20 protein-coding genes are annotated in these 22,235 nt (G+C 67.7%); 10 read left to right on the plus strand and 10 right to left on the minus strand.

Annotated features, from left to right (window positions below):
• Positions 1-243 precede the first annotated feature (243 nt).
• Together AKJ09_RS46430 and AKJ09_RS46435 are read left to right on the plus strand one after the other, a co-directional pair.
• The gene (locus tag AKJ09_RS46430) at positions 244-2,373 is read left to right on the plus strand and encodes a pseudouridine synthase (RefSeq protein ID WP_146654287.1); all 2,130 of its coding nucleotides are present in this window, start codon (positions 244-246) and stop codon (positions 2,371-2,373) included.
• 11 nt (positions 2,374-2,384) lie between these two features.
• On the plus strand, positions 2,385-3,329 hold the full coding sequence (locus tag AKJ09_RS46435; protein ID WP_146654288.1) for an amidohydrolase family protein: 945 nt from the start codon (positions 2,385-2,387) through the stop codon (positions 3,327-3,329).
• Positions 3,330-3,335: 6 nt separating this feature from the next.
• Here the strand turns inward: AKJ09_RS46435 and AKJ09_RS46440 are convergent, their stop codons facing one another.
• On the minus strand, positions 3,336-4,526 hold the full coding sequence (locus tag AKJ09_RS46440) for an NAD(P)/FAD-dependent oxidoreductase (RefSeq protein WP_146654289.1): 1,191 nt from the start codon (positions 4,524-4,526) through the stop codon (positions 3,336-3,338).
• 7 nt (positions 4,527-4,533) lie between these two features.
• Positions 4,534-4,710 carry a hypothetical protein gene (locus AKJ09_RS53850; protein ID WP_169928475.1) on the minus strand — a complete coding sequence of 59 codons (177 nt, stop codon included), beginning with the start codon at positions 4,708-4,710 and terminating at the stop codon, positions 4,534-4,536.
• A gap of 4 nt (positions 4,711-4,714) precedes the next feature.
• Between AKJ09_RS53850 and AKJ09_RS46445 the strand changes: the two genes are divergently transcribed.
• On the plus strand, positions 4,715-5,269 hold the full coding sequence (locus AKJ09_RS46445; protein ID WP_146654290.1) for a hypothetical protein: 555 nt from the start codon (positions 4,715-4,717) through the stop codon (positions 5,267-5,269).
• A gap of 17 nt (positions 5,270-5,286) precedes the next feature.
• On the opposite strand, the gene AKJ09_RS46450 is transcribed toward AKJ09_RS46445, so the two are convergent.
• The 4 genes from AKJ09_RS46450 to AKJ09_RS46465 form a co-directional block, all read right to left on the minus strand.
• Positions 5,287-6,414, minus strand: coding sequence for an SDR family oxidoreductase (locus AKJ09_RS46450; protein ID WP_146654291.1), 1,128 nt, complete (start codon positions 6,412-6,414; stop codon positions 5,287-5,289).
• An 86-nt stretch (positions 6,415-6,500) separates the two neighbouring features.
• A complete protein-coding gene (locus AKJ09_RS46455) occupies positions 6,501-8,483 on the minus strand; it encodes a hypothetical protein (protein WP_146654292.1) in 1,983 nt (660 codons plus the stop codon).
• A 202-nt stretch (positions 8,484-8,685) separates the two neighbouring features.
• The gene (locus AKJ09_RS46460) at positions 8,686-10,491 is read right to left on the minus strand and encodes a hypothetical protein (RefSeq protein WP_146654293.1); all 1,806 of its coding nucleotides are present in this window, start codon (positions 10,489-10,491) and stop codon (positions 8,686-8,688) included.
• Positions 10,492-10,534: 43 nt separating this feature from the next.
• Positions 10,535-11,503 (minus strand): hypothetical protein, encoded by a 969-nt coding sequence (locus AKJ09_RS46465; protein ID WP_146654294.1) that lies wholly within the window; start codon positions 11,501-11,503, stop codon positions 10,535-10,537.
• Positions 11,504-11,840: 337 nt separating this feature from the next.
• Between AKJ09_RS46465 and frr the strand changes: the two genes are divergently transcribed.
• The 5 genes from frr to AKJ09_RS46490 all read left to right on the plus strand — a co-directional run bounded on the left by frr (position 11,841) and on the right by AKJ09_RS46490 (position 15,318).
• Complete coding sequence (gene frr / locus AKJ09_RS46470) at positions 11,841-12,398, plus strand: ribosome recycling factor (RefSeq protein ID WP_146654295.1); 558 nt, start codon at positions 11,841-11,843, stop codon at positions 12,396-12,398.
• Between the two features lie 103 nt (positions 12,399-12,501).
• Entirely contained in the window at positions 12,502-13,437 is a 936-nt protein-coding gene (locus AKJ09_RS46475; protein ID WP_146654296.1) for a Stp1/IreP family PP2C-type Ser/Thr phosphatase, read from the plus strand.
• Positions 13,438-13,495: 58 nt separating this feature from the next.
• Positions 13,496-14,119 carry a hypothetical protein gene (locus AKJ09_RS46480; RefSeq protein WP_146654297.1) on the plus strand — a complete coding sequence of 208 codons (624 nt, stop codon included), beginning with the start codon at positions 13,496-13,498 and terminating at the stop codon, positions 14,117-14,119.
• A 175-nt stretch (positions 14,120-14,294) separates the two neighbouring features.
• Entirely contained in the window at positions 14,295-14,948 is a 654-nt protein-coding gene (locus AKJ09_RS46485; protein WP_146654298.1) for a DedA family protein, read from the plus strand.
• Positions 14,949-14,973: 25 nt separating this feature from the next.
• Complete coding sequence (locus AKJ09_RS46490) at positions 14,974-15,318, plus strand: hypothetical protein (protein WP_146654299.1); 345 nt, start codon at positions 14,974-14,976, stop codon at positions 15,316-15,318.
• Positions 15,319-15,473: 155 nt separating this feature from the next.
• On the opposite strand, the gene hemG is transcribed toward AKJ09_RS46490, so the two are convergent.
• The 4 genes from hemG to AKJ09_RS46510 form a co-directional block, all read right to left on the minus strand.
• Positions 15,474-16,880, minus strand: a complete 1,407-nt coding sequence (gene hemG / locus AKJ09_RS46495) for a protoporphyrinogen oxidase (RefSeq protein WP_146654300.1) — start codon at positions 16,878-16,880, stop codon at positions 15,474-15,476.
• Positions 16,877-17,833, minus strand: a complete 957-nt coding sequence (hemH, locus tag AKJ09_RS46500; RefSeq protein ID WP_146654301.1) for a ferrochelatase — start codon at positions 17,831-17,833, stop codon at positions 16,877-16,879. Before hemH ends, hemG begins: the two co-directional genes overlap by 4 nt.
• Positions 17,830-18,855, minus strand: a complete 1,026-nt coding sequence (gene hemE / locus AKJ09_RS46505) for a uroporphyrinogen decarboxylase (protein WP_169928476.1) — start codon at positions 18,853-18,855, stop codon at positions 17,830-17,832. Before hemE ends, hemH begins: the two co-directional genes overlap by 4 nt.
• A 110-nt stretch (positions 18,856-18,965) precedes the next feature.
• A complete protein-coding gene (locus AKJ09_RS46510) occupies positions 18,966-19,898 on the minus strand; it encodes an SDR family oxidoreductase (protein WP_146654302.1) in 933 nt (310 codons plus the stop codon).
• A gap of 132 nt (positions 19,899-20,030) precedes the next feature.
• Between AKJ09_RS46510 and AKJ09_RS46515 the strand changes: the two genes are divergently transcribed.
• A complete protein-coding gene (locus AKJ09_RS46515) occupies positions 20,031-20,672 on the plus strand; it encodes a TetR/AcrR family transcriptional regulator (RefSeq protein WP_169928477.1) in 642 nt (213 codons plus the stop codon).
• Between the two features lie 104 nt (positions 20,673-20,776).
• Entirely contained in the window at positions 20,777-22,147 is a 1,371-nt protein-coding gene (locus AKJ09_RS46520; protein ID WP_146654304.1) for an L-serine ammonia-lyase, read from the plus strand.
• Positions 22,148-22,235 lie beyond the last annotated feature (88 nt).

Consider the following 22,235-nt stretch of genomic DNA (forward strand, 5'->3'; position numbering starts at 1 on the left):
CGAGCGACCGGATTTGCTCGGGCGACATGGAGAGGGGCGATGACATCGCCAGCCACCGGTCGCGCGAGATGCGTGCCGTTCGAAGGCGACCTATGCGACATCCTCCCCACCGTATCCCGGCAGGCCCATCCGTAAAAAGGGCCCTCGGGCCCGACCCTCGCACACCTCTGCCGCCAAGAACGGACAAGCTGGTGCTTGCTCTCGCCTCCGAGTCCGAGATTGCGTGTTAATCTGGGCCCTCCGATGGCGCCTCCCGACAGGACAAGCCCGGGCGACACGAGCTTGCTGAGTCTCGTGCCTCCACCTCCGCCTTCCGACGGGACCAACCGCGTCACGTGCGAGCACGCCGATCGATGCGGCGGCTGCCCGATTATCGGCTTGCCGTATGGCGAGCAGCTCGCGATGAAGCGCGGGCGCGTCGTGCAGTCGGCTTCGCGCTACCCGGCGCTCGAGCTCGTCTACACGGAACCCGTCGCAGCGGCCGAGCCGGTCGTCGAATACCGGACGCGTGCGAAGCTGATCGTCGGTCCCGGCGGCAAACTCGGACTCTATGCGAAGGGCGGCGGTCATCAGGTCGTCGACATTCCCAACTGCAAGGTCCTCTCGCCTGCCCTCGCCGTCGTCGCCGAGCGACTGCGCGCGCAGGTGGCCGCGGACGCCGCGAATGGTGGACCGCTCGCGCCGTTCGATCCCGGCCTCGGCGCGGCGCTGACGCGGACGGGATCTGGAGCTCTTCGCGCCGTGGACCTCCGCGAAGTTCGCTCTGACGAAGGCTCGAAGGTGCTCGTCACGCTCGTCGTGCAACGAGGGAGAGCCGCCGATCGCGCCAAGCTGGAAGAAGCCGCTCTCGCACTCGTGCGCGAAGCGCCGTCGATCGCCGGCGTCGCCGTGAACTTCCACGAGGGCGAGTCCCCGCAGATTCTCGGCAACGAGACCGTCGTCATCCACGGCGTATCGGCCGCCTCCGATCGCATCGGTCTCGCGCGCCACCAGGCAACGTACGGCTCGTTCGTCCAGGCCCACCGCGGTCAGGCCGAACGCATCCACAAGACGCTCGCCGACGTCCTCGGCATCAGCCAAAGCGGGACGCGCATTCGCGTGCTCGATCTCTACGGCGGCTCGGGCGCGATCGCGCTCGCGCTCGCGCAAGCCGGCGCCGAAGTGCAGATGGTCGAGTCGTTCGCGCCCGCCGCGAATTACGCGGAACAAGCGGCACTCGAAGACGGTCTCGCCGTGCGCGCCGAGGCTTCGGACGTCGCCTCCGCGCTGCGTCGGTACGTCGAGCAGCGCGTGAAGTTCGACGCCGCCATCGTCAACCCGCCACGTCGAGGCATGAGCCCGCTCGCACGCGAGCTCGTGTCGCGCCTCGAGCTGCCGACCATCGGCTACGTCTCGTGCGACCCCGATACGCTCGCGCGCGACCTCGACCACTTCACGCGCCTCGGGTACGGCGTCGCCACGCTGCGCCCGCTCGACATGATTCCGCTCACGGACGAAGTCGAGACGATCGCCATCCTCCGGAAGACCGGCGGCCCCGCACCGAAGGTCGCCTACGAAGACGAAGAGATCCTCGTCGTGGAAAAGGGTCCGCACGAGCCGACCACGCCTCAGGGCGAATACGCGTCGTCCCTTCTTGCGCGAACGCGTCGCATTCCCGGCGCCGACGGCGCCGTCCCGGTTCACCGACTCGACATCGGCACCAGCGGCCTCGTGATGTTCGTGAAGGATCCGGCGAACCTGGCGCGGTGGCAGGCCGTCATCGGCCACGAGCTCGCGCGCAAGATCTACGTCGCCGGCGCGCGCGGAGTCACGCCCAGCAAGGGCAGCATCACGCGCGACCTCCGCGAAGACGGAAGGATGTATACCGCACGCACGCGCTATCGGCGCCTCGCCGTCGCGAGCGGACACTCCGTGCTCCGCGTCGTGCCCGAACAAGGGCGCACGCACCAGATTCGTCGCCACCTCGCGGCGATCGGCCACCCGTTGCTCGGTGACGATCGCTACGGGCACGCGCCCACGAACCGCTTCTTCGAGGAGAAGAACGCCCTCGACCGCACGTTCTTGCACTGCGTTCGACTCGAGTTCGATCACCCCACGAAGGCCGCACGGATGATCGTCGAGGCCTCTCTGCCGGGCGATCTGCGTGCCGTGCTCGAACGCACGAGCGGGCCGGGTACGCTCCGCTTCCTCGACCACAAAAACGCGCTCGGACACAGCGGTATGTCCAGCATTCCGCCGCCGCCCGACTCGGGTTCGCTCTTCCCGACCGGCGACGGCGGTGCGCTCGACGTCGACGCGCGCTCGCCGACGATTCGTCCGGAGATGGTCACCGACGACGACGATCTCGGCGGACGCGCCACCGGCGACTTCTGACGAGGCATCGCATGGCATCGTCCGACCTCGTTCCGTGCTGTGCAGAGCAGGCGCCGAGCGAGGTCGATGCCTGGAAGATGCCGCGACCGGCGGAGCACGACGAGGAAGGCGAGCGCGTCCCTACCGAGCTCCCGCCCGTCGTCGACGCGCACGTGCACCTGTTCCCGGACGGCCTGTTTCGCGCCATCTGGCGATGGTTCGACACGTACGGCTGGCCCATTCGCTACAAGCTCGAGGCGCCGGACGTCGTGCGCTTCCTCCTCGACCGCGGGGTGAAGCGCGCCATCGCCTTGCACTATGCACACAAACCCGGCATCGCGCGCTCGATGAACGCGTTCGTCGCGGACATCGCGCGGAAAGAGCCTCGCATCATCGGCTGCGCGACAGTCCACCCCGACGACGAAGATCCCGTCGGAATCCTCGAAGAAGGCAAGGCCCTCGGTCTGCGCGGCGTGAAGCTCCATTGCCATGTCCAGACGTTCGCACCCGACGATCCGAGACTCGAGACCATCTACTCCGCCTGCGCGCGCCTCCGGCTCCCGCTCGTCATGCACGCCGGACGCGAGCCGAGCAGCGTGGGATACCCGATCGACACGCATACGCTCTGCGCGGCCGACAGAACCGAGCGCGTGCTCGTCGCGCATCCGACGCTCTCGCTCGTGGTTCCGCATCTCGGTGCCGACGAGTTCGACGCGTACGGTCGCCTGCTCGCGAAGTACGACAACCTCTGGCTCGACACGACGATGGCCGTCGCAGGGTACTTCGGGGGCGAGGTTCCTTGGCGGCTCCTCGACATTCGGCCCGAGCGGGTGCTCTACGGCACGGACTTCCCGAACCTCCCGTACGCGTGGGATCGCGAGCTGAAACGCATCCACGCCCACCGTCTCTCGGAGCAGGCGCTCGCGGGCCTGCTCGGCGAAAATGCGGCTCGCCTGTTCGGCTTCCCACTCGTGTGAGCGGGCTCAGGCGAACGCGCGCGAGCCGAGACCGAGAGCGAGGCGAAGGTGGGTCGTACGCGGTAGCGACTGGCCGACGTACCACTGCATCGCGGCTTCCCGCGCGTAGTTCGAGCGCAGGAGATACCGACGCGCCGGAGCTCCGATGCGCCCGTAGACGCGCGGCGCGAGCCACGCGCTCTGGAGCATGTGGCGCCCCACGACGTCGCGCATGATCTGGCGCTCGTAGCCCTCGAACGATGTGCCGCCGGTGCGAAGCGCGCGACCGAGGTGGCGAGCCGCCATCCCTCCCATCACGATGGCCTGGGCGATTCCCTCGCCCGTCGTGAGATCGATGCCCATCGCCTCGCCGACGAGGATCACACCGGGAAGCCACCCGATCGAGTCGCGCACGAACGGGCGCGTGCTGAACGGCTTGAGCTTCACCTTGCGGATGTCGACACCGCGCTTCGCAAGCGACTTGGCCAGCGAGCCCTTCACGTCGACGTTCGCGTTCGCCTCGCGGGAAAGGTTCGCGTGGTAGATGCCGCGGCTGACGTGCGGAGTGCCGCCGATCACCGTCGGGAAGTCCCAGTAGTAGCCCTGCAGGCCGTCTTCGAGGACCGTGAGGTCGAAGTCGACGTAGCCTCGCGACGGTCCGTCGTCCGATGCGAGCTCCTCGGTTTCGAGAACGTAGAGATGCCCCTTCCGTTCGGGCTCGCGAAGGCCAAGACGCTTGCGAACCGTGCTGCCGGCACCGTCGCAGGCCGCGATCAGGCGTGCGGTCCGGTCGCCGTCGGTTGTCTGAAGGCGAAATCCGCCAGGGATGCGCGTGATCGCGCTGACGCCGACACCGTCGCAGACGGCGATGCCGTCGGCCCGAGCGTCCTCGAGTAGCTGATGATCGAACTCGCTCCGACGAACGACCAAGCCCATGGGGAACGTGGTCTCCGCGCGCTCGTCGCCCAGCAGCAACCGGACGCCGTTCATGGTGACGAAAGGCACGCGTAGCGAGACGCCGAGCTCGCCCAGCACGTCGATGCCGAGCTGACTGATGGCTCCCGCGCAGGGCTTTTCCCGAGGGAACTTGGCCTTGTCGAGCACGAGGAGTCGACGCCCGGCGATGCCCTCCTTGCGGACGAGATGCAGCGCCGTGCTCGTGCCGGCGGGACCGCCGCCGACGATGGCGACGTCGAAGTCGAAGGGCGGACGCGTCATCGTCGCGTCACGAATCGTTCGGGGCGGCCAAGATCCCGGACAGCTCCAAAGCGAGGTCGCGGACGAGCTCGTCGAGCTCCGCCTCGCGGTCTGCCGGTGATGCCAGGGTGAGGTCACCACCCGACTCGGCGAAGACCTGCGCGAGACCGTCGTGGGCCTCGACGACCCCCTTCAAGAAAGCCACGTCCTTGGCCCTGACGACCAGGCGCCTGCTGACCATCCCTTCCCCGATCATCGGGGCTACTGCCTTTCGCGCCATGACCGCCTGTTTAAGCCGACTCGCGGCTTTGCTCAACGCTAGAGTAGAGGGCGTGGAGAGCACTGCCATTCGCCGCTTCGATGCCGTGGGCATGCTCGTCGGGGGACTCCGGCCATTGGCCGACCGAGTGACGATGATCTTCCAGCGCAGCGGTATCCGTTGCGTACGCGTGGCTCACATTCCGGCGGCGTGCGAGCGCCTCGCCGTGGCCATGCCTCAGGTCGTGGTCGTACTCGACAACATCCGTCCCGACGAACGCGACGCGCTCGCCGACCGCGCAACCGCCGTGGGAGCGCTCGTGCTGCACCTCGATCCGGCGCTCGACGAGGAAACGCGCGACGAGCTCATCGCTGGAGCAGCGAAGGTGGCAGGCGAACGAAAAGTGCTGCGCGAGCTCGTCCGCCACGGCGAGACGGTCGATGACGACGAATGGATCGTCTGTTCGGACTTCGAGGACGACGACGAGCAAGACGACGACGTCTGAGCCCAGCCGTTCGGGGGTCAGACGAGGGGGTCCGTGACGTCGTCGCTCTCCGCGCGCTCCGAACGCGCCGACTTCTCGCGCAGACGGAACTGCACGTATTCGACGAGCCGATCGACGTAGCTCTCGAGTGGTGGACAACGAATGTCCGTGTCCGCGAGCAGCTCCGCGGTGTTCGCGAAGCTGTACGTCACGGGCGTCGCGAGGGCGTCGAGGAAGGCCCGCGGGCTCTTGGCCAGCCGGTCGATCCCGGGCGTGCGGAGCAGCGCCTTCGTGAGATTCGCCGGAATGAACCCGCGAGGGACGCGACGACCACCCGCGGCGGCGACGAGCTCGAACACGCGCTTCACGGTGAGAGGCGACGGATCCCCGATGTGGAACGTGCGACCGGGGGCGCGAGGGTCCCGTCCAATCGCGCGCGAGGCCCGAACCACGTAATCGATGGGCACGAGGTGGAGCGGCGTGTCGGCACGGCCCGGCAGCGCGAGCGGAAAGTCCGCCGGCGACGTCACGATGAGGAGCACGAGGAAGTACGGCCCGTCGAAGCGATCGACCTCGCCGGTCTGCGAGTCGCCGACGATGATCGACGGGCGAACGACGGCAATCGGCAGCTTGGGCATCGCCGCGCGCATCATCTTCTCGGCGCGCGCGAGGGTCTCCTCCACGACGTTGTGGAACCCCTGCCCCTTGTCGAGATCCTGCTCGAGCACGTGGCCCGATCGGTCCCCGGAGACGTGCGCCGTCGAATGGAAGACGAGGCACTGGAGCGAACGACACGCCGAGGCGAGCTCGAGGATCTCGCGCGCTCCGCCGACGTTCACGCTTTCGGCAAGCTTGCGATCGGCGCTCAGATACGTGACCTGCGCCATGTGGTGGATGCGATCGACCTCGGCGGCGAGGGCCTTCCACTCGGCACCGGACAGCCCCAGGTCCATCGCGGCAGAATCGCCCTCGAGGAGATTCACGCGCGTCCGTTCCTCGGGCGCGAGCGCCTCGTAGGCCTCGCGCGCCTCGGCATCGAACTTCGGATGCACGACAGCATGCACGAACGTCCGAGGGTCGCGCACGAGCTCCACACACATCCGCCGAGCGGCGAACGATGGGAAGCCCGTGAGGAGGACGACTTCGTCGAAACCTGCGCGCGTCACACGACCAACCTACAGGAGAACCAGCCCCAAAGGCAGGTGCGGTTCTGCGGGAGGTTGTTCTCGGCGGACGCTCTCGGCGCGTGCCGTCAGGGACCGTTGCCGCAGAAGTGCGCGCCGATCGCGCGAATCCAGTCGGCGAAGCTTCCGCCATAGGTGAGCGGGCTGCAAAGCTGATTGTTGCCGAGCGCACCGGCGATGCACGTGGTCGGTAGGACGTACGTGCTGCACTGCCCGCCGTTGCCGCTCACGTTGCCACGGCACGTGTCTTCGTTGACCGCAGGGCAACCGTCACAGCTGGTGTCGACGCAGTCGACCGCGCACGCGGTCGAATGGTTGCAGTCCGCGTTCACGAACGGCGCCGCGCAGCGGTAGAGACCTTCGAGCTTGCTGAACGGAACGTCGAATGGCGAGAGACACGCCGCGCACGCGCCGCTGGTCATGGCGAGCACCTTGAAGGCGGCCACGCAGCTCGCCGAATCAGCGGAGCCGCATGCGCTCTGGATGGCGTCGAGATCGAGGGTCGAGCAGACCTTCTGCACCGAGGGCGTCACCGGCGTCGTGAGGGCCTTCGGGCAGCTGTTGTACGTCTTGGGGCACGAGTTCGCGGCCGAGCATGTACGGGCGTCGACGTCGCAAACCGAACCGGCAGCGTTGCAGTTCGAGCACGCCGCGCCGCCCGAGCCGCACGCGTTTCGCGCGAAGCCCGGCGCGCACGCATTGCCTAGGCAGCAACCGGCGCAGTTGCCCGGCCCGCACTTGTCGATGCACTGACGGTTGTCGCACATCTGATTGTTGAGCGTGCAGTTGCTGCACTGGGCACCGTTCGCAGGCCCGCAAGCGTTGTCCTGGGTGCCGACCACGCAGGTGTTTCCGGCGCAGCAGCCTGCGCAGTTGCCAGGTCCGCACGCGGGCTGCTGGCACGTGCCGCCCTGGCAAACCTTACCGCCCTGGCCCGTGCAGTTCGTGCAGAGATCGCCGCCCGCACCGCACGCCGTGTTCTGGTTGCCCGACGCGCAGATGTCGCCGATGCAGCAGCCCGCGCAGTTGGCAGCGTTGCAACCGGCGGCCGGCTCGCAGACGCCGCCGTTGCAGATCTCGTTGACCTTGCAGGCCGAGCACGAGAGCCCGCCCTTGCCGCACGCAGCGGGCGTCGTGGCGATCACACAGTTGTTACCCTGGCAGCACCCGGCGCAGTTCGCCGGGCTGCACGCCGGCGGCGTCTGGCACGTGCGCTCGTTCGGATCACCGTTGGGCGCGCACGTCTGGCCGGCAGCGCACAACGCGCACGCGGCGCCCTGCTTGCCACACGCGGTGGAGTCGGTGCCGGCCACGCACGTGCCGTCGGGCAGACAGCAACCGCCGCAATTCGCGGGACCGCACGAGGTCGTGCCCCGGCACACGCCGCCGCCGCCGCCCGTCGCGGACTTGTCGCAAAGCTGGCCCGCCTTGCACGACGAGCACGCTTCCCCCTTCGTACCGCACGAGGCGTTGTCGAGCCCGGGCAAGCACTTGTCGCCGACGCAGCAGCCGTCGCAGTTCGAGGCATCGCACTTGCCGACCGTGCACGCGCGGGTCGACGCATCGCAGGAGCGCCCTTCGCTCACGCAGTCTTCGCAGCGCGCACCGCCACGACCGCAGGAGGTCGCCTCGATACCCTGCAGGCACTGCTGACGACCGGCGGCGTCCACGGAGCAGCATCCGTTCGGACACGTGCTCGCATTGCACTGAGCGACGGTCCGTCCGCACGTCTTGCGGTCGGAGCAGAAGTCGAGCCCTTGCGCGACGCAGTCACTGCACTTGCCCCCCGTCGAACCGCACGCGCGCAGGTCGGAGCCGACGCGGCACGTACCGGTCGCATCGCAGCAGCCCGTAGGACAGTTCTGAGGGCCACACGCGACCGGCGGCTTTGCCGTCGTTCCTCCGTCGGAGAGCACCTCGGGCTCGAGGCTCGAACGCCCGCATCCGGGCATGAGCATCACCAGCGCGAGAAGCGCGATGGCTGCGTGGGCGACGATCGCGACGATCGCGGCGATCCATGGACGCGTCCCAACAAGCGAAGGCTGGCGCATAAGAAGTCCTCGTACCGTGGGGAGCGTAGCGGAAGCGGGTCAACGCCGGTAGCCCGTCGAAGGCGTGATCGTGCGATGACCGACGGGACGGAACCACTCCGCCCGTCGTCCAATGGCCGGCGTCAGGCAAGTTTTTTGATTTGTTTTGCCTGCCTGTTCCCTGGCTTGTCCGGCCGACAGGCTGGCAGGCCGAAAACGCGCTTCAGAACCCCATTTGGCGGCGCGCGACCTCGCGAAGCACGCCATTCGACAGCGACAGCCGGGCGAAGGCGTCGCCGCCATGTCGCCCGACGGCAAACACGACGGGCGCGATCGGGAGGTTCGCCCGCGTGGGGTCGAAGCGGAGTGGCTGGACGACGACGACCGTGCTGGCCTCCGATCCGAGCGGCTCGAGGGCTTGTTTCACCGAGGGCTCGGCGCCGAGCGTCTTGTCCGGACGGCTGTTCGTGCGCAAGCCGACGACCGGCTCTGCACCGAGGACGACGGAGAGCTGCCCCGCGGCGTTGCTCCAGGCCATGGCCCCTCCTGCATTCGACGCACTGCGCGACTTGGCGCCCGCGTCGGATGTAGGCAAGGCTTTCGGGCGCCCCGTGGCCGCCAGCCCACTCGCCCCGCTTGCCCCTCCTCCATGGGCTTTCCGGACGAACGTGGCGAGCGAGATTCTACCGAGATCCGGCGTCTCCTCGCTGGCCGTCGTCGCGTCATCGAGATGGAGCATCTCTTTGAACGGCGCCGCCCGCGCGAGATCGAGAGCTCCGCGCACGGCTCGCCCTGCCGCCTCGGCATCCTTCACGGGCGCCTGCAGAGCGAAGGCCTGCGGCTCGTCCCATAGAACCGACGCCGTCAGAACGTCGCTTCGCGCCTTCGCGCCATCGTCGAAGACCTCGTGCAGCTTCTTCCCGTCCGCCGCAGCGAGGCGTTCCCCGAGCGATGCCCGAAGGGCCTCTTCGAGCTCGCGCGCCTGTTCGGCACGCGCTTCGTCGCCGTCGCGAAGGAGCAAGGCCACGGCCGCGCTCGCCGGCAGGGCGTCGATGGGCGCGTGATCGCCGGTGCGCATCGCCGTGATCCACTTCGACGCTGCACCCCCTCCCGCGGCGGGCGTCATCGTCGCCGAAATCACGGTGCCCTCGTCGCCAACGTCGAGCGAGAGACGCAGCCTGTCGAGGTCACCCACGATGTCGAGGCGCCGCCCGAGCATGGTGTCGGCCGCGGCGAGAATCGCCTTCGGATCCGCGAAGTCGGGCGCTCGACCACCGTGCGCACGACGAGCCTGATCGTCCTGCGCGAGCAGCGAGCGCTGCGTTTCGGCCCAAAGCGAACGCAGCTTCGGAGCGATGACGCTCGCAAGAGCCGATCGCGGAACGTCCGCCACGAGGGCGCCTGGCGGAAGCGGACGCGAAGGAAGCGTCCTCGTGAGATACGGCCCCAGACGCGTGAGGTCGTCGCCCTTGCGCGCGACGAGGAGATAACCGTTCGAGGAGATGGCGAGACCGAGCGACGAATCCGGCGACTCACCTTTTGCCGCGAGAACCGTCATTCCGTCCGCCTCGCGGCTCGTGAAATGCGCGGTGTCACCGCCCGCAAGAACGCTCCGCGCATGACGCGCGTCGGTCAGCTTCATCGCAAATGCCCAACCCGGGCTCGCAGGATCGCCGGCGACCACACCGAAGGAAGGCAACGTTCCGTCGATCTCGCCCCCGAGCGAGGGGTCGAGACCGAGCGCAGTGCAAACGATGCCGCCGGCAGAGGGTGGAAGGATGCCGGTCGCGCCGCCGATCCCGCGCTGCAGCTTCGCCCACGAGCCGTTCGGTGACGTCACGTAGAGGTCGGCGAGGAGCGCCTCGGGCGCCGGCACGGGTGAGGGCGGAGCGCTCGAAACGGTCTCGTCGGTCGGGGTCTCGTGATGACCACACTTGCTGCACGCGACGGTGGAGAGCGTGCAGAGCGCGACGGCGGCGGGAGCCCAGCGCGGCAGCGCCGAGCCTGCGAACGAACGCGTACGAATCACGGGCGATGAATAGCACGACGGCACGGGGAATCCGCGCGTCGCGCTACTTGCAGCCGACTCCCTTGTCGTCGGCCACGCAGCGCGAGAGGCCCATCGACTTGCAGAGGTACTTTCGGGGCGTGCCCCACGCGCACCAGGAAATCGTGGCGCCGTCGCAGCGCGGGGGGCTCGAAGGATCGCACGAGCCTGCTTGTGCTCCGGGCTGAGGAGGTGGAGCCGCGCACGTGCCGACGGCGCTCGTTCCACGACTGCCTCCGGCGCAAGCGAGCCCCGCTGCACCGCAATCGACCCCCACTTCGTGGCCGTGCCAGCAGGCGAAGGCGGTGGCCCCCTCGCAGCGGGTCGTGCCTTCCGTGCACGAGGCCCCCGACGTCGCGCATCGAGGGCCCTCGGACGTCGACGTGCACGTCAGCCCGAATGCGCCGCAATCGAGGCTCGAGAGCCGTCCTTTCTTGCACTCCAGAATGCGCGTCCCGGAGTTGGAGCAAACCGGCGGAGCGTCGGCCCCGCACGCGCCGAGGGCGCAGGCCGCTTTGCCGTCCCGCACGACGCACTGCTCGCCGCCTCGAGGACAGTCGCGAACGAGCGTGGCGCGCTCGGCGTTGCACGTGACCGCGCGCCCGTCGGCGTCGCAGAAGTCCACGGGGCCGGATTTGCCCTTGCCGGTGCAGACGTCGGGTCGCGCGCCGCGAAGGGCGCAGGTTCGAAGCTCGCCGCACGAGCTCGCGCGTAGCCCGCATTCACGAAGCGTGAGCGAGAACTGCGCGGCCGACGGCGACGCGAGCTCGGTGTACATCGCCCGTACGCAGCCCACGAAATCCCGAGGGACGAGCCCCGGCGGAAGCGCGACCTTGTCGCAGGTCGTCAGCAGCGCGCACATGTGCTCGACGTCGTCGAGAGCGGGCACCGCCACGCTGGCCTGAGGCTTCGGCGCGACCGTCGGTGCGATCGCGTCGGCCCGGCCTCCATCGCCGGGCTCTCCACGAGCGTCGGGCGTCTGGGAAACGAGCACGCCAAGGACGACGACGGCCGACCCCAGAGGCAGCAGAACCGCCTGGAAACCTCGGCCCCGTCCGGTCCGACCGGCTCGAGTCCTCCCCACCCCTGCCGGGCCGGGCGAGACGGTGGACGTATTTCGAACCAGGGGTCGGGGCATGGGCTCCGGCAGGATAGACGCACCTGGTCCGCTCGCCATTCGCTCTCGCAGGCAAAACGCGGCGCCGCCGAGCCTCGTGAGAGGTCTCGCGGGAAAAGAGGGAAAAGAGGGGAGAAAGGACGGCCGACCCGACCCCCGGCCTACCGACAGATCTTCCTGTTGCCCCAGAGGCGGGCTAAGGTTCGGTCCCGCGATGCTCGACGACGTTCATAAAGAGTTGGTCACTTCGATCGGCAAGGCCCACGAGGCCCTCAAGCGCGATCTCGGCAAACTGCGAGCCGGGCGCGCGAATGCGAGCATGCTCGACGGCATCCGCGTCGATTACTACGGCGCCATCACCCCACTCGCCCAGATGGCGAACGTGAACGTGCCGGAGCCGCGCCTTCTCACGGTCAAGCCCTGGGACAAGACGGCGGTCAAAGCCGTGGAAAAGGCCCTTCGCGAGAGCGAGCTCGGGCTCAACCCGCAGACCGACGGCGACCTGATCCGCATTCCCCTTCCGCCCCTCACCGAGGAGCGCCGCCGTGACTTCGTGAAGATCGCGAAGAAGTACGGCGAGGAGTGCAAGGTCGCCATCCGCAAGGCTCGCCACGAGGCGATGGATATGTTCAGCGAGATGGACTCGTCCGGTGACGCCCCGAAGGACGACGTCGACCGCGCGAAGCGCAAGGCCGAAGAAACCGTGGCCGAGGGCGTGAAGCAGGTCGACGGTTTCATCGCGCAAAAAGAAAAGGATATCATGGAGGTATGAGCCCCTCCCCCTCGTCCTCAAGGCAGACCATCGAGGCGATGCTGGGCTTGACACCCGGAAGGGTTCCCGGCGAGCCTAATTCGACAGCGGAGCCGTGGGTTTGATGCGCGCAATCGCAGCCGGAGCGAGCGATGTTGGGCTCCAGAGAGAGCACAACGAAGACTCGTTCGTCGTGCTGAAAGAATACGACCTCTACGTCGTCGCCGACGGCATGGGTGGACATCGCGCCGGTGACGTCGCGTCGAAGCTTGCGACGGAAACGATCAGCGAGTTCTTCAAGTCCACGGCCAACGACGACGTCACCTGGCCGTTCCACTTCGACACGAATCTCTCGGAGGAGGAGAATCGCCTCCTCACGGGGATCCGCGTTGCGAACCGCCAGATCTTCGAGCGCAGCACGCGCTCGCGCGAGTACCACGGCATGGGGACGACGGTTGTCGGCGCCATGTTCAGCGCGCGTAAGAAGCGCATGTACATCGGCCACGTCGGTGACTCGCGCTGCTACCGCGTTCGCGACCAGCAGATTCAGCTGCTCACGCGCGACCACTCGCTCATCAACGACTACCTGCTCGCGATGCCGGACCTCACCGAGGAACAGCGCAGCGAGCTGCCGAAGAACGTCATCACGCGCGCTCTCGGCATGCAGGACCAGGTCGTCGTCGATCTCCAGCACGACGATCCGCGCCCCGGCGACGTCTACGTGCTCTGCTCCGACGGCCTGTCCGGCATGGTGACCGACGACGAGATCCTCAAGATCGTCAACGGCGCCGCCGACATCCGCGAAGCGTGCGCGCAGCTCATTGTCCGCGCGAACGAACACGGCGGCGAGGACAACGTCACCGCGGTGCTCATCAAGATCGAAGAGCTGCCCGACGGAACGACGGGTGTCTCCAGCACTGGCGGCGCAGGCGCAGGCGCGCCGTCGACGCAGCCGGGCATCGGCGGCCTCGGCACCCTCGCGGACGATGCGGGCATGACCGACATGCCCACGTCCCCCGGCGCCAACGCCGAGCGCGGAAGCAAGCCCCCGGTTTATTGAGCCGCGTCTTTGAATCGCTTCGGCACGAGACGCGCCGAACAACCATGAGAGACGACGATTGAAGCGCCCCGGTGCTCTCGTCGTCTCTTTCGTTTCCATCGTCTCGATTTACGGGGCGCATTGCGGGGCGACGCACGAAGCGTCGTTCACGCCAGCAAGTGACGCCGCCTTCGCGAACAGCCTTCGCGGAACGTACGTCGCGGCCTCCTCGATCGGTGAGGTGACGCTCTCGCTCTGCCCCGCCGACGACGTGGAGGGGCTTTGCGCCGAACCGTCCATCGGACAGGCCACGGCGTGCACGTCGTCGTGCCATATCATTCGAAGCGACGGCCGCGGCGAGAACGAATCGCTCGAGACCGAAGACAATGCGTGCTCGTGTTCGACTCCCAGCGCGGAGCTCGGTGTCCGCGTGAGGCTCGCTTGGTCGGGGGGCAGCAGCTCGCTCGACGGACCCATCCAAACGACCCCGGCCGAGGGCGCTCCCTACGGGCCCCCGGTGCGCATCTTCACCGGCGAGAAGCAGACGGCCGGCGCCGCCGTCGCCAAAGGTTGGTTCATGCAGGACGGGCGGCTCCAGCTGGACGTTCGTGCGACCTCCGACGCGGGCGCGACCGCGGTGCCGGGCGTGGCCGAGAAGCTCTTCTTCACGCGCAAGAGCCCGGATGCGGAATGCATGCGCTGAGTCGACCGAGTGCTATGGGCTGGCCGCCCGCCCGCGGCGTTTTGCGGCGCGTTTCGCCATTTCGCCAACCTGCGCGCGCGTATTCGAGGCGCGAGCATGTCAAGGCAGGCGTGAAGCAGCAGGCGATTCGGCTCGACGGAACCTGACCGGCGGACTATTTCCTTCGCTGCGCGACATGCATCAGCTTCTTGAAATCTTCCGCAGCCTCACCAAGAACCTCGATCAGTTCACGATCGATCACGGGAGCACGACCTACGCGATCCTGATGATCATCGTGTTCTGCGAGACGGGCCTCGTCGTGATGCCCTTCTTGCCGGGTGACTCGCTTCTCTTCGCCGCAGGCGCCGTCGCTTCGCGCGGCTTCCTCAGCGTCGGCCCTCTCGCGATCGGCCTCATCGTGGCCGCCATCGTCGGCGACACGCTGAATTACCACGCCGGCAAGGTCCTCGGGCCGCGCGTCATGAAGAGCGAGAACTCGCGCTGGTTCAACAAGAAGCACCTCGAGAAGACCCATAAGTTCTTCGAGAAGTACGGCGGCAAGACGATCATCCTCGCCCGCTTCGTTCCGATCGTCCGCACGTTCGCGCCCTTCGTCGCCGGTGCCGGCGCGATGAACTACAAGAACTTCATCGTCTACAACGTCGTCGGCGCGGTCGCGTGGGTCTCGCTGATGCTCGGCTCGGGCTGGGCGCTCGGCCAGGTGCCCTTCGTGAAGGAGCGCTTCGAGCTCATCGTCATCGGCATCGTGTTCGTCTCGATCCTGCCGATGGTCATCGAGTGGTGGCGTGCGCGCAGCGCAGTGGCTGCCGAGAGCACGTCGACGCGCTGAAGCGCTCACCTCACGAGAGAAAGCCGTGACGAGGGACGCCTACCGGCCGCCGCAAACCAGGGCCGATGCGCGTCCCTCGGTCATTTTGTGGTTCCGCCTCTATGCGGCCACGATGGCTCTCGCCTTCGGCGCGGTCGTCGTCGCCGGCTTCCTGGTTCATCCAGCAGGCGGAGTCCCGCCCACGCTCGTGGCCACCCCGTTCGTCGTGCTCTTCGGCGTGGCTACGTTCGTTCCAATGAAGCCCTGGGCCTGGACCTTGGGCTTCATCGCCATCGCGTGCGGCCTTCCGAGCTGCACGTGCCTGGCAGCATTTCCGCTGCTCCTCCGGTGGAATCGGCCCGAAGTGAAAGCAGCCTTCGCCCGAATCTAACCCCAGAGCTCGCCTGAATCGAACCGCCTCGCTCGCCCCGCTCCGCGCAGGCTGCGTTGCGACTCCTCGAAATACGGCCAGTATTCCTCGTCGTCGCGTCTTGCCTGCGCGAAACGTTGCTTCGCGATCCAGCTCGATTCAGACGAGCCCTGGGGTTAACCCACGATACGCGCGGCGATCTCCTCGCCCTGACGAATCGCATCCGGGATGCCGCTTCCGACGTAGCCGTTGCCTCCGACGTGGAGGCCCGGCAGCTCGCGGACCTTCGTGAAGATGCGATCCATCTTCACGAGATGCCCGACGTGAGGCTGCGGACTCGCCTTGCGGAAGCGGAACGTCTTCGTGAAGACGGGGGGCATGTCGATGCCGAGCAAATCGAGGAGCTGCTCGCGCGCGACGGTGACGAGATGGTCGTCGTCGTCCGACAAGTAGCGCTCTCCACCGGCGCCGCCGATGAAGACACGGATCAGCGCATGCCCTGCCGGCGCGCGATGGTCCCATTTGCTCGACACGAACGTGCCCGCGAGGATGGGCCGGCCCTCGGCACGCGGGATGAGGAACCCGACCGAATCGAGCGGGTGCCGGATGTCTTGGCGCTTGTACGCGAGGAACACGGTGGCCGTAGACACGTACTCGACGGTGCCGAGCAGGCTCGAAAGCGACGTGTCGACGTCGGCGAGCATGCGCGACGCGGCGTGCGCGGGGACGGTCAGCACCACGTCGTCGGCGAAGACCGTCTCGCCTTGGAGCTCGACGGCCCAACGTCCTCGCTCGTCGCCCGGTGCGAGGCGCGACACGCGGCGAACCGCCGTCGACTTGGTGATGTCCGTCCGACGCAGCTTGTACGCCAGGTTCAGGACGAGATCGCCCAAGCCGCGCGTGAGCGAGAGGAATGCACTCGCTTCGCCTCCGCCCGCTCCCGCCGCTTTCTTGCGCTTCGCACGGAGCTCGCGCATCGCGAGGATGAGCGAGCCGTGCTTCGCCTCTGCTTCGACGAGCTGCGGAACACAGGCGCGTACGGAGAGAGCGTCGGGGTCGCCGGCGAAGATGCCGCCGAGGAGCGGGCCGGCAATGCGCTCGCAAATTTCGGGGCCGAGCCGCCGTGAGACGAACGAGGCAATGCTCTCGTCCGCGTCACCCGACCAATCACGTTTCGGGATGAACGGCTCGAGCCCGGCGCGGAGCTTGGCATCGAGCGAAAGCAGGTCGGTCGCGGCGAACGGACGAATCTCGGTGGGGATGCCGAGAATGAGCCCCTCCGGCATCGGATGGAGCTGCTTCTTCCAGACGATGTAGACCTTGCGCGTATCGGGGCGCGTACCGATGAGCTCGTCGCCGAGGCCGACCTCGCGAGCGAGCCTGGTGGCGTGGGGCTTCGCCGCGACCCACGAGTCAGGGCCCGCGTCGATGGTGAACCCGTTGTGGTTCACGGTGCGGATGTTGCCGCCGAGCCGCGCTTCGCCCTCGATGAGACGGATGTCGCAGTCGAGGCCAGCGTGCTCGAGCGCGTGCGCTGCCGCGAGCCCCGTGATTCCACCGCCGACGATGACGACTCGTTTCATGCCCCCTCACCGACACTGACGAGGCGCGTGGTGAACGTGGTGTGCGCAAGCCCGACGAGAACATCGACGAGTTCCTGCCGATCGTTCAACGAATCACTTCGATAGAGCGACATTCCGCGGCTTTCGCACCACGCCCTCGCCTCGATGTCCAGGTCATAAAGGATCTCCACGTGATCGGCCAGAAAGCCGATCGGCGCGACGACCACGTGACGAACTCCTCGCGCGGCGAGCGCTTCGAGCGTGGCCTTCAGGTCGGGCCCCATCCAGGCCATCGGGCGGCCTCCGGGGCCCGTGCTCATCCCTTGGCTCTGGAACGCGATCGCATGTTCGGCGAACCTGGCGCCGCGAGCGCGCACGGCCGCCACGACCGCCTCGGCGCTCCCGCGAAACTCGGCCTCGTAAGGGTCGCCGGCCTCGATCACGCTGACCGGCAAGCTGTGCGCGGTCAGGACGAGCGCGGTCCGGGCGCTCTCATCCGCGGGCACCCGTGCGAATGCCTCCATCACGGTGGACGCGAACGCTTCGGTGAGCTTCTCGTCGCGCCCCCAGTTCGGGGCCGAGACGACGGACATCGACCCGTCACCGACCTCGCGCGCGGCGTCGGTCATCGCTGCGCCGTACACGCCGCTCGAATGCTGCGCGAGCGGAATGACACAGGCTCGCCGCACGCCTTCATCGAAGAGCTCGCTGAGAACGTCCTTCGGATAGGGACGAAAGAGGCGATTGCAGAAGCGAACCGGCACGCTGCCGAGGCGCTCGCCGACGGCGCGAGCGAGCGCTCGATTGATCGCGTTGAGCGGCGACGAGCCGCCGATCGCCTCGTACCGGCGCCGAACCTCCGCGAGGAGGTCGGGCGGTGCCGCGTGACCGCGCCGGATGTTCTTCAGGAACTCCGGCAGGTCCGAGAGCGCATCGACGGTGCCGTGCGCGACGAGCACCACCGCATCGGTCATGATCGCGACGAGGTGCGGTGCACGAAGTCGACGACGGCTTGGACCGTCGCCACCGGGGTCTCCGGCAGGATGCCGTGGCCGAGATTGAAGATGTGACCGTTCTTGCCACCGGCCTGCTCGAGCACGCGTGCGGCATGCTTCTCCGCGAGCTCACGCGGCGCGAGGAGAGTGATGGGATCGAGGTTGCCCTGCACCGCGCGGTCCGCTCCGACCTTGGCCCAGCCGTCGGCGATGGGCGTGCGCCAGTCGAGGCCGATGACCGTGCCGCCTGCTTCGCGCTGCGCTTCGAGCAGGTGATAGGTGCCCGTTCCGAAGTGGATGACGGGAACGCCACAGGTCTCGACGTCCTTGAGGATGTTCCGCACGTGCGGCTGCACGTAGGTGCGGTAGTCGTCGGCCGAGAGCTGGCCGACCCACGAATCGAAGAGCTGCACGGCGTCGGCGCCGGCCTCGATCTGCTTACGGAGGTACTTACGTACGACCTCCGAGAGCTTCGCCATGAGGTCGTTCCACACCTCGGGCTGCGTGTACATGAAGCGCTTCGCCTTCGCGAACTGCGAGCTCTTGCCGCCTTCGATCAGGTAGCTCGCGAGCGTGAAGGGCGCACCGGCGAAGCCGATGAGCGGCACCTTCAGCTCCTTCTTGAGCATACGAATCGCGTCGAGAACGTAGCCGAGTCCCTCTTCCGGCTCGATGACGCGAAGCTTGTCGACGTCGGCCTTGGTGGCGACCGGTGCGTGAATCACCGGGCCCTCGCCCGCGGCGAACTCGAAGGGCGCGCCCATCGGCTCGAGCGGGAGAAGGATGTCCGCGAAGAGGATGGCCGCGTCCATGCCGAGGCGCAGCGGCTGCAGCGTGACCTGCGTGGCCAGCTCCGGGTTGCGGCAGAGCTCGAGCAGCGTGTAACGCTCGCGAAGCGCACGGTACTCGGGCATGTAGCGGCCGGCCTGACGCATCATCCAGATGGGCGTGCAGTCGACGGGCTCGCGGCGGCAGGCGCGGAGAAACCGATCGTTGATCATCGGCGCCGAGCGTAGCTCACTTCCCCCCTCGCCGTCCCTCGCGTCGGCGACGCGAGCCACGTTTCACGACGTGCTTTCGAGAGACGGGTGAGCTTGTGTTCGCAGCCCGGCTAGACGCGCGCGGGCTGGTCCTTTTCGGCACGCAGATTCGTCGTCGGTGACGCACCGTTTTCGCCGAGTCCGACGCTCTGGCGGCCGAAGGCACGGCCGAGCGACTGCACCTCGCGCTCGAATTGGGGAACCGACTTGCGCGCGTCGCGGCGAATGACGGCGTCCATGAGAGGCCCGGCGAGGAGCGGACGAATCGCCGAGAAGAAGACGAGGGATCGAGGCACGTACAGTTTGTTCTTCCTCGCCTCCATGGCGCCCACGAAGGCCTCGGCGCACGTCTCGACGGACGTGGTCGCCCCGAACGGCCCCGGAAGGCGCTTGAGCATCTGCTCGAAGGTCGAGATGTCGTGCTTCGCGTCGCGCACGAGGTCCGTGTCGATCCACGAAGGGTGCGCAACACCGACGCCGACCCCCTTGTGCGCGAGCTCGAGACGAAGCGCCGAACCGAACTGCTCGACGCCGCTCTTCGAGGCCGCGTACGTCGCCATCCCGGGAAGCGCGCGAAGCGCGGCGGCCGAGGAGACGAGCAAGTAATAGCCTCGACGTTCGGTCACGTGCGAGAGCGTGGTCGCCACCGTGCGGACCACGCCGTTCAGGTTGACGTCGATCACGCGTGTCAGGGCTTCGATGGGCGTGACGGACACCGTTCCCGCACTCGCGATGCCGGCGTTCGCAACCACGACGTCGATGCCGCCGAGCGTGGAAACGACGTGTTCGACCGCGCGCTCGAGGCTCGTTTGGTCCGTGACGTCGCACTCGGCCCACGTGTGCCGGCTACCAAGTTCGTTCGCGAGCGCCGCGAGCTTGTCGGGCTCCATTCCGACGAGCGCGAGGCGCGCGCCTCGACGAGCGGCGATGCGCACCGTCTCGGCGCCGATCCCGCGTGCGGCCCCCGTCACGAACACGACCTTGCCTTCGAGCGAGTACGTCATGCGCTTTGCCTCCCTTCGCGATGTGCATTCTGCACGCACGTTGGCCTCGACCAACATGGAGTCGCCGTGATCTCCTCCGACGCACGATTGGTACGGCGCAGTACCAATGAGCATGGTACCATGGAGTACCAAATGCAAGCGTCAACGCGTCCCGGAAGCTCGACCGGCGCTGGGCCCGAGCACTCGGACGAGACCGATGGGCCGAGCCCTCGGGACAGGCTCATCCAGGGCATGGCCTCGGCGCTCGCGAGCAAGGGCTATGCGGCGACGACCATCGCCGACATCGTCCGGCTCGCACGCGTCTCGAAGCGGACGTTCTACGAGCACTTCGCCGACAAAGAAGCGTGCTTTCTCGCCTGCTACGGCGCGATGAGCGAGATCGCGCTCTTCACGCTCGAACAAGAGGCCACCACCGATGCTCCGTGGCGTGAGCGCATCCGTCGCGCAACGAAGGCGTACCTCTCGGTGCTCGAGTCGCAGCCCGGACTCACGCGTGCGCTCCTCATGGAGATCCAGGCCGCAGGGCCGGGCGGACTCAAGATGAGGCGCGAGGTCATGCAGCGCTTCGCGGACACGCTCCAGAACCTCGTGGAACGTGGTCGCAAACACGAACCTGCCGTGCGACGGCTTTCGCCCTCGATGGCAACGGCCATCGTGGGAGGCGTTCACGAGTTGACGTTGCTCGCTGTGGAGGAAGGACGAGCGGATCGACTGACGGAGCTCGCCGACACGGCGACCGAGCTCGTCGAAGCCGTCCTGACGGCAGGGCGCTGACGCGTCCGCGGAGAACGATCGCCGCAGAGCGGCAAAGCGCGACCATACTTGTTACCCGCGGACCACTTGGACGCGCGCCGCGGACGGCCTAGGCTCCGACTGCCTTGCGCCTAAGCGTTTTCGACATCTTCAAAATCGGTATTGGTCCCTCCAGTTCTCACACCGTCGGGCCCATGCGCGCCGCACGTCGCTTCGTCGAAGCGCTCGAGCGCGATGGCCTCTTCGATCGGACGGCACGCGTCGTCGTGCAGCTCTATGGCTCGCTCGCTCACACGGGCAAGGGCCACGGCACCGACGTCGCCGTGCTGCTCGGCCTCGAGGGCGAGAGCCCCGAAGACACCGACGTCGATCTCGTTCCGTCCCGCATCGAGCGGATCGCCCGCGAACGAAAGATCAACCTCCTCGGCCGCCGCTCCGTCGCGTTCCACACGGAGAGTGAAATCCTCTTTTTGCGCCGCAAGACGCTGCCCGCACACCCGAACGGTATGCGGTTCGTGGCGAGCGACGAAACCGGCACGACGCTCCTCGAGAAGACGTATTACTCGGTCGGCGGCGGATTCGTCGTCGATGACGGCGTCTCCACCACGGCGTCGATCGCCCCCGACGCACCGCTCCCCTACCCGTTCACCACGGGCGCCGAGCTCCTCCGGCTCTGCAAGGCCCACGGTCTCTCGGTGAGCACTCTGATGCTCGAGAACGAGAAGGTGATGCGCAGCGAAGCGGACGTGCGCTCGGGCATCATGCACCTCGTCGACGCCATGCGCGCATGCGTGCGTCGAGGCTGCGAGCGCGAAGGCATCTTGCCGGGCGGTCTCAAAGTGAAGCGCCGCGCGGCGGCCCTCAATCGGCGCCTCAAGGCCGATCCGAACGCAGGCGACGCTCTGCACGCGATGGACTGGGTCAACCTCTGGGCCCTCGCGGTGAACGAAGAGAACGCCGCCGGTGGTCGCGTCGTCACGGCGCCCACGAACGGTGCCGCGGGTATCGTTCCCGCCGTTCTCCACTTCTACGGCCGCTACATCGCCGGCGCAGACGACGACGGCGCCGTGCGCTTCCTCCTCACCGCCGCTGCCATCGGCATGCTCTACAAGATCAACGCCTCGATCTCGGGCGCCGAAGTCGGATGCCAGGGCGAGGTCGGTGTCGCGTGCAGCATGGCTGCCGGCGCGCTCGCCGAGGTAATGGGCGGCACGCCCGAGCAGGTCGAGAACGCCGCCGAGATCGCGATGGAGCACAACCTCGGCCTCACGTGCGACCCGATCGGCGGCCTCGTGCAGGTGCCCTGCATCGAGCGCAACGCGATGGGCTCGGTCAAAGCAATCAACGCCGCGCGCCTCGCGCTTCGCGGCGACGGCTCGCACCTCGTCTCGCTCGACAAGGTCATCGCGACGATGCGCCAGACCGGTGCCGACATGCTGACGAAGTACAAAGAGACCGCCCGCGGCGGCCTCGCCGTGAACATCATCGAGTGTTGACTTGTGGGGCCTCCGGCCCCCTCAAAACCTCCGGTTTTGAGCCTTCCCCGGTCGCCCGGGCCGGGCGCGTCGTGCTCCGCACGACTGG

Origin of the sequence: Labilithrix luteola, from assembly GCF_001263205.1 — a bacterium.
GTDB lineage: Bacteria > Myxococcota_A > Polyangia > Polyangiales > Polyangiaceae > Labilithrix > Labilithrix luteola.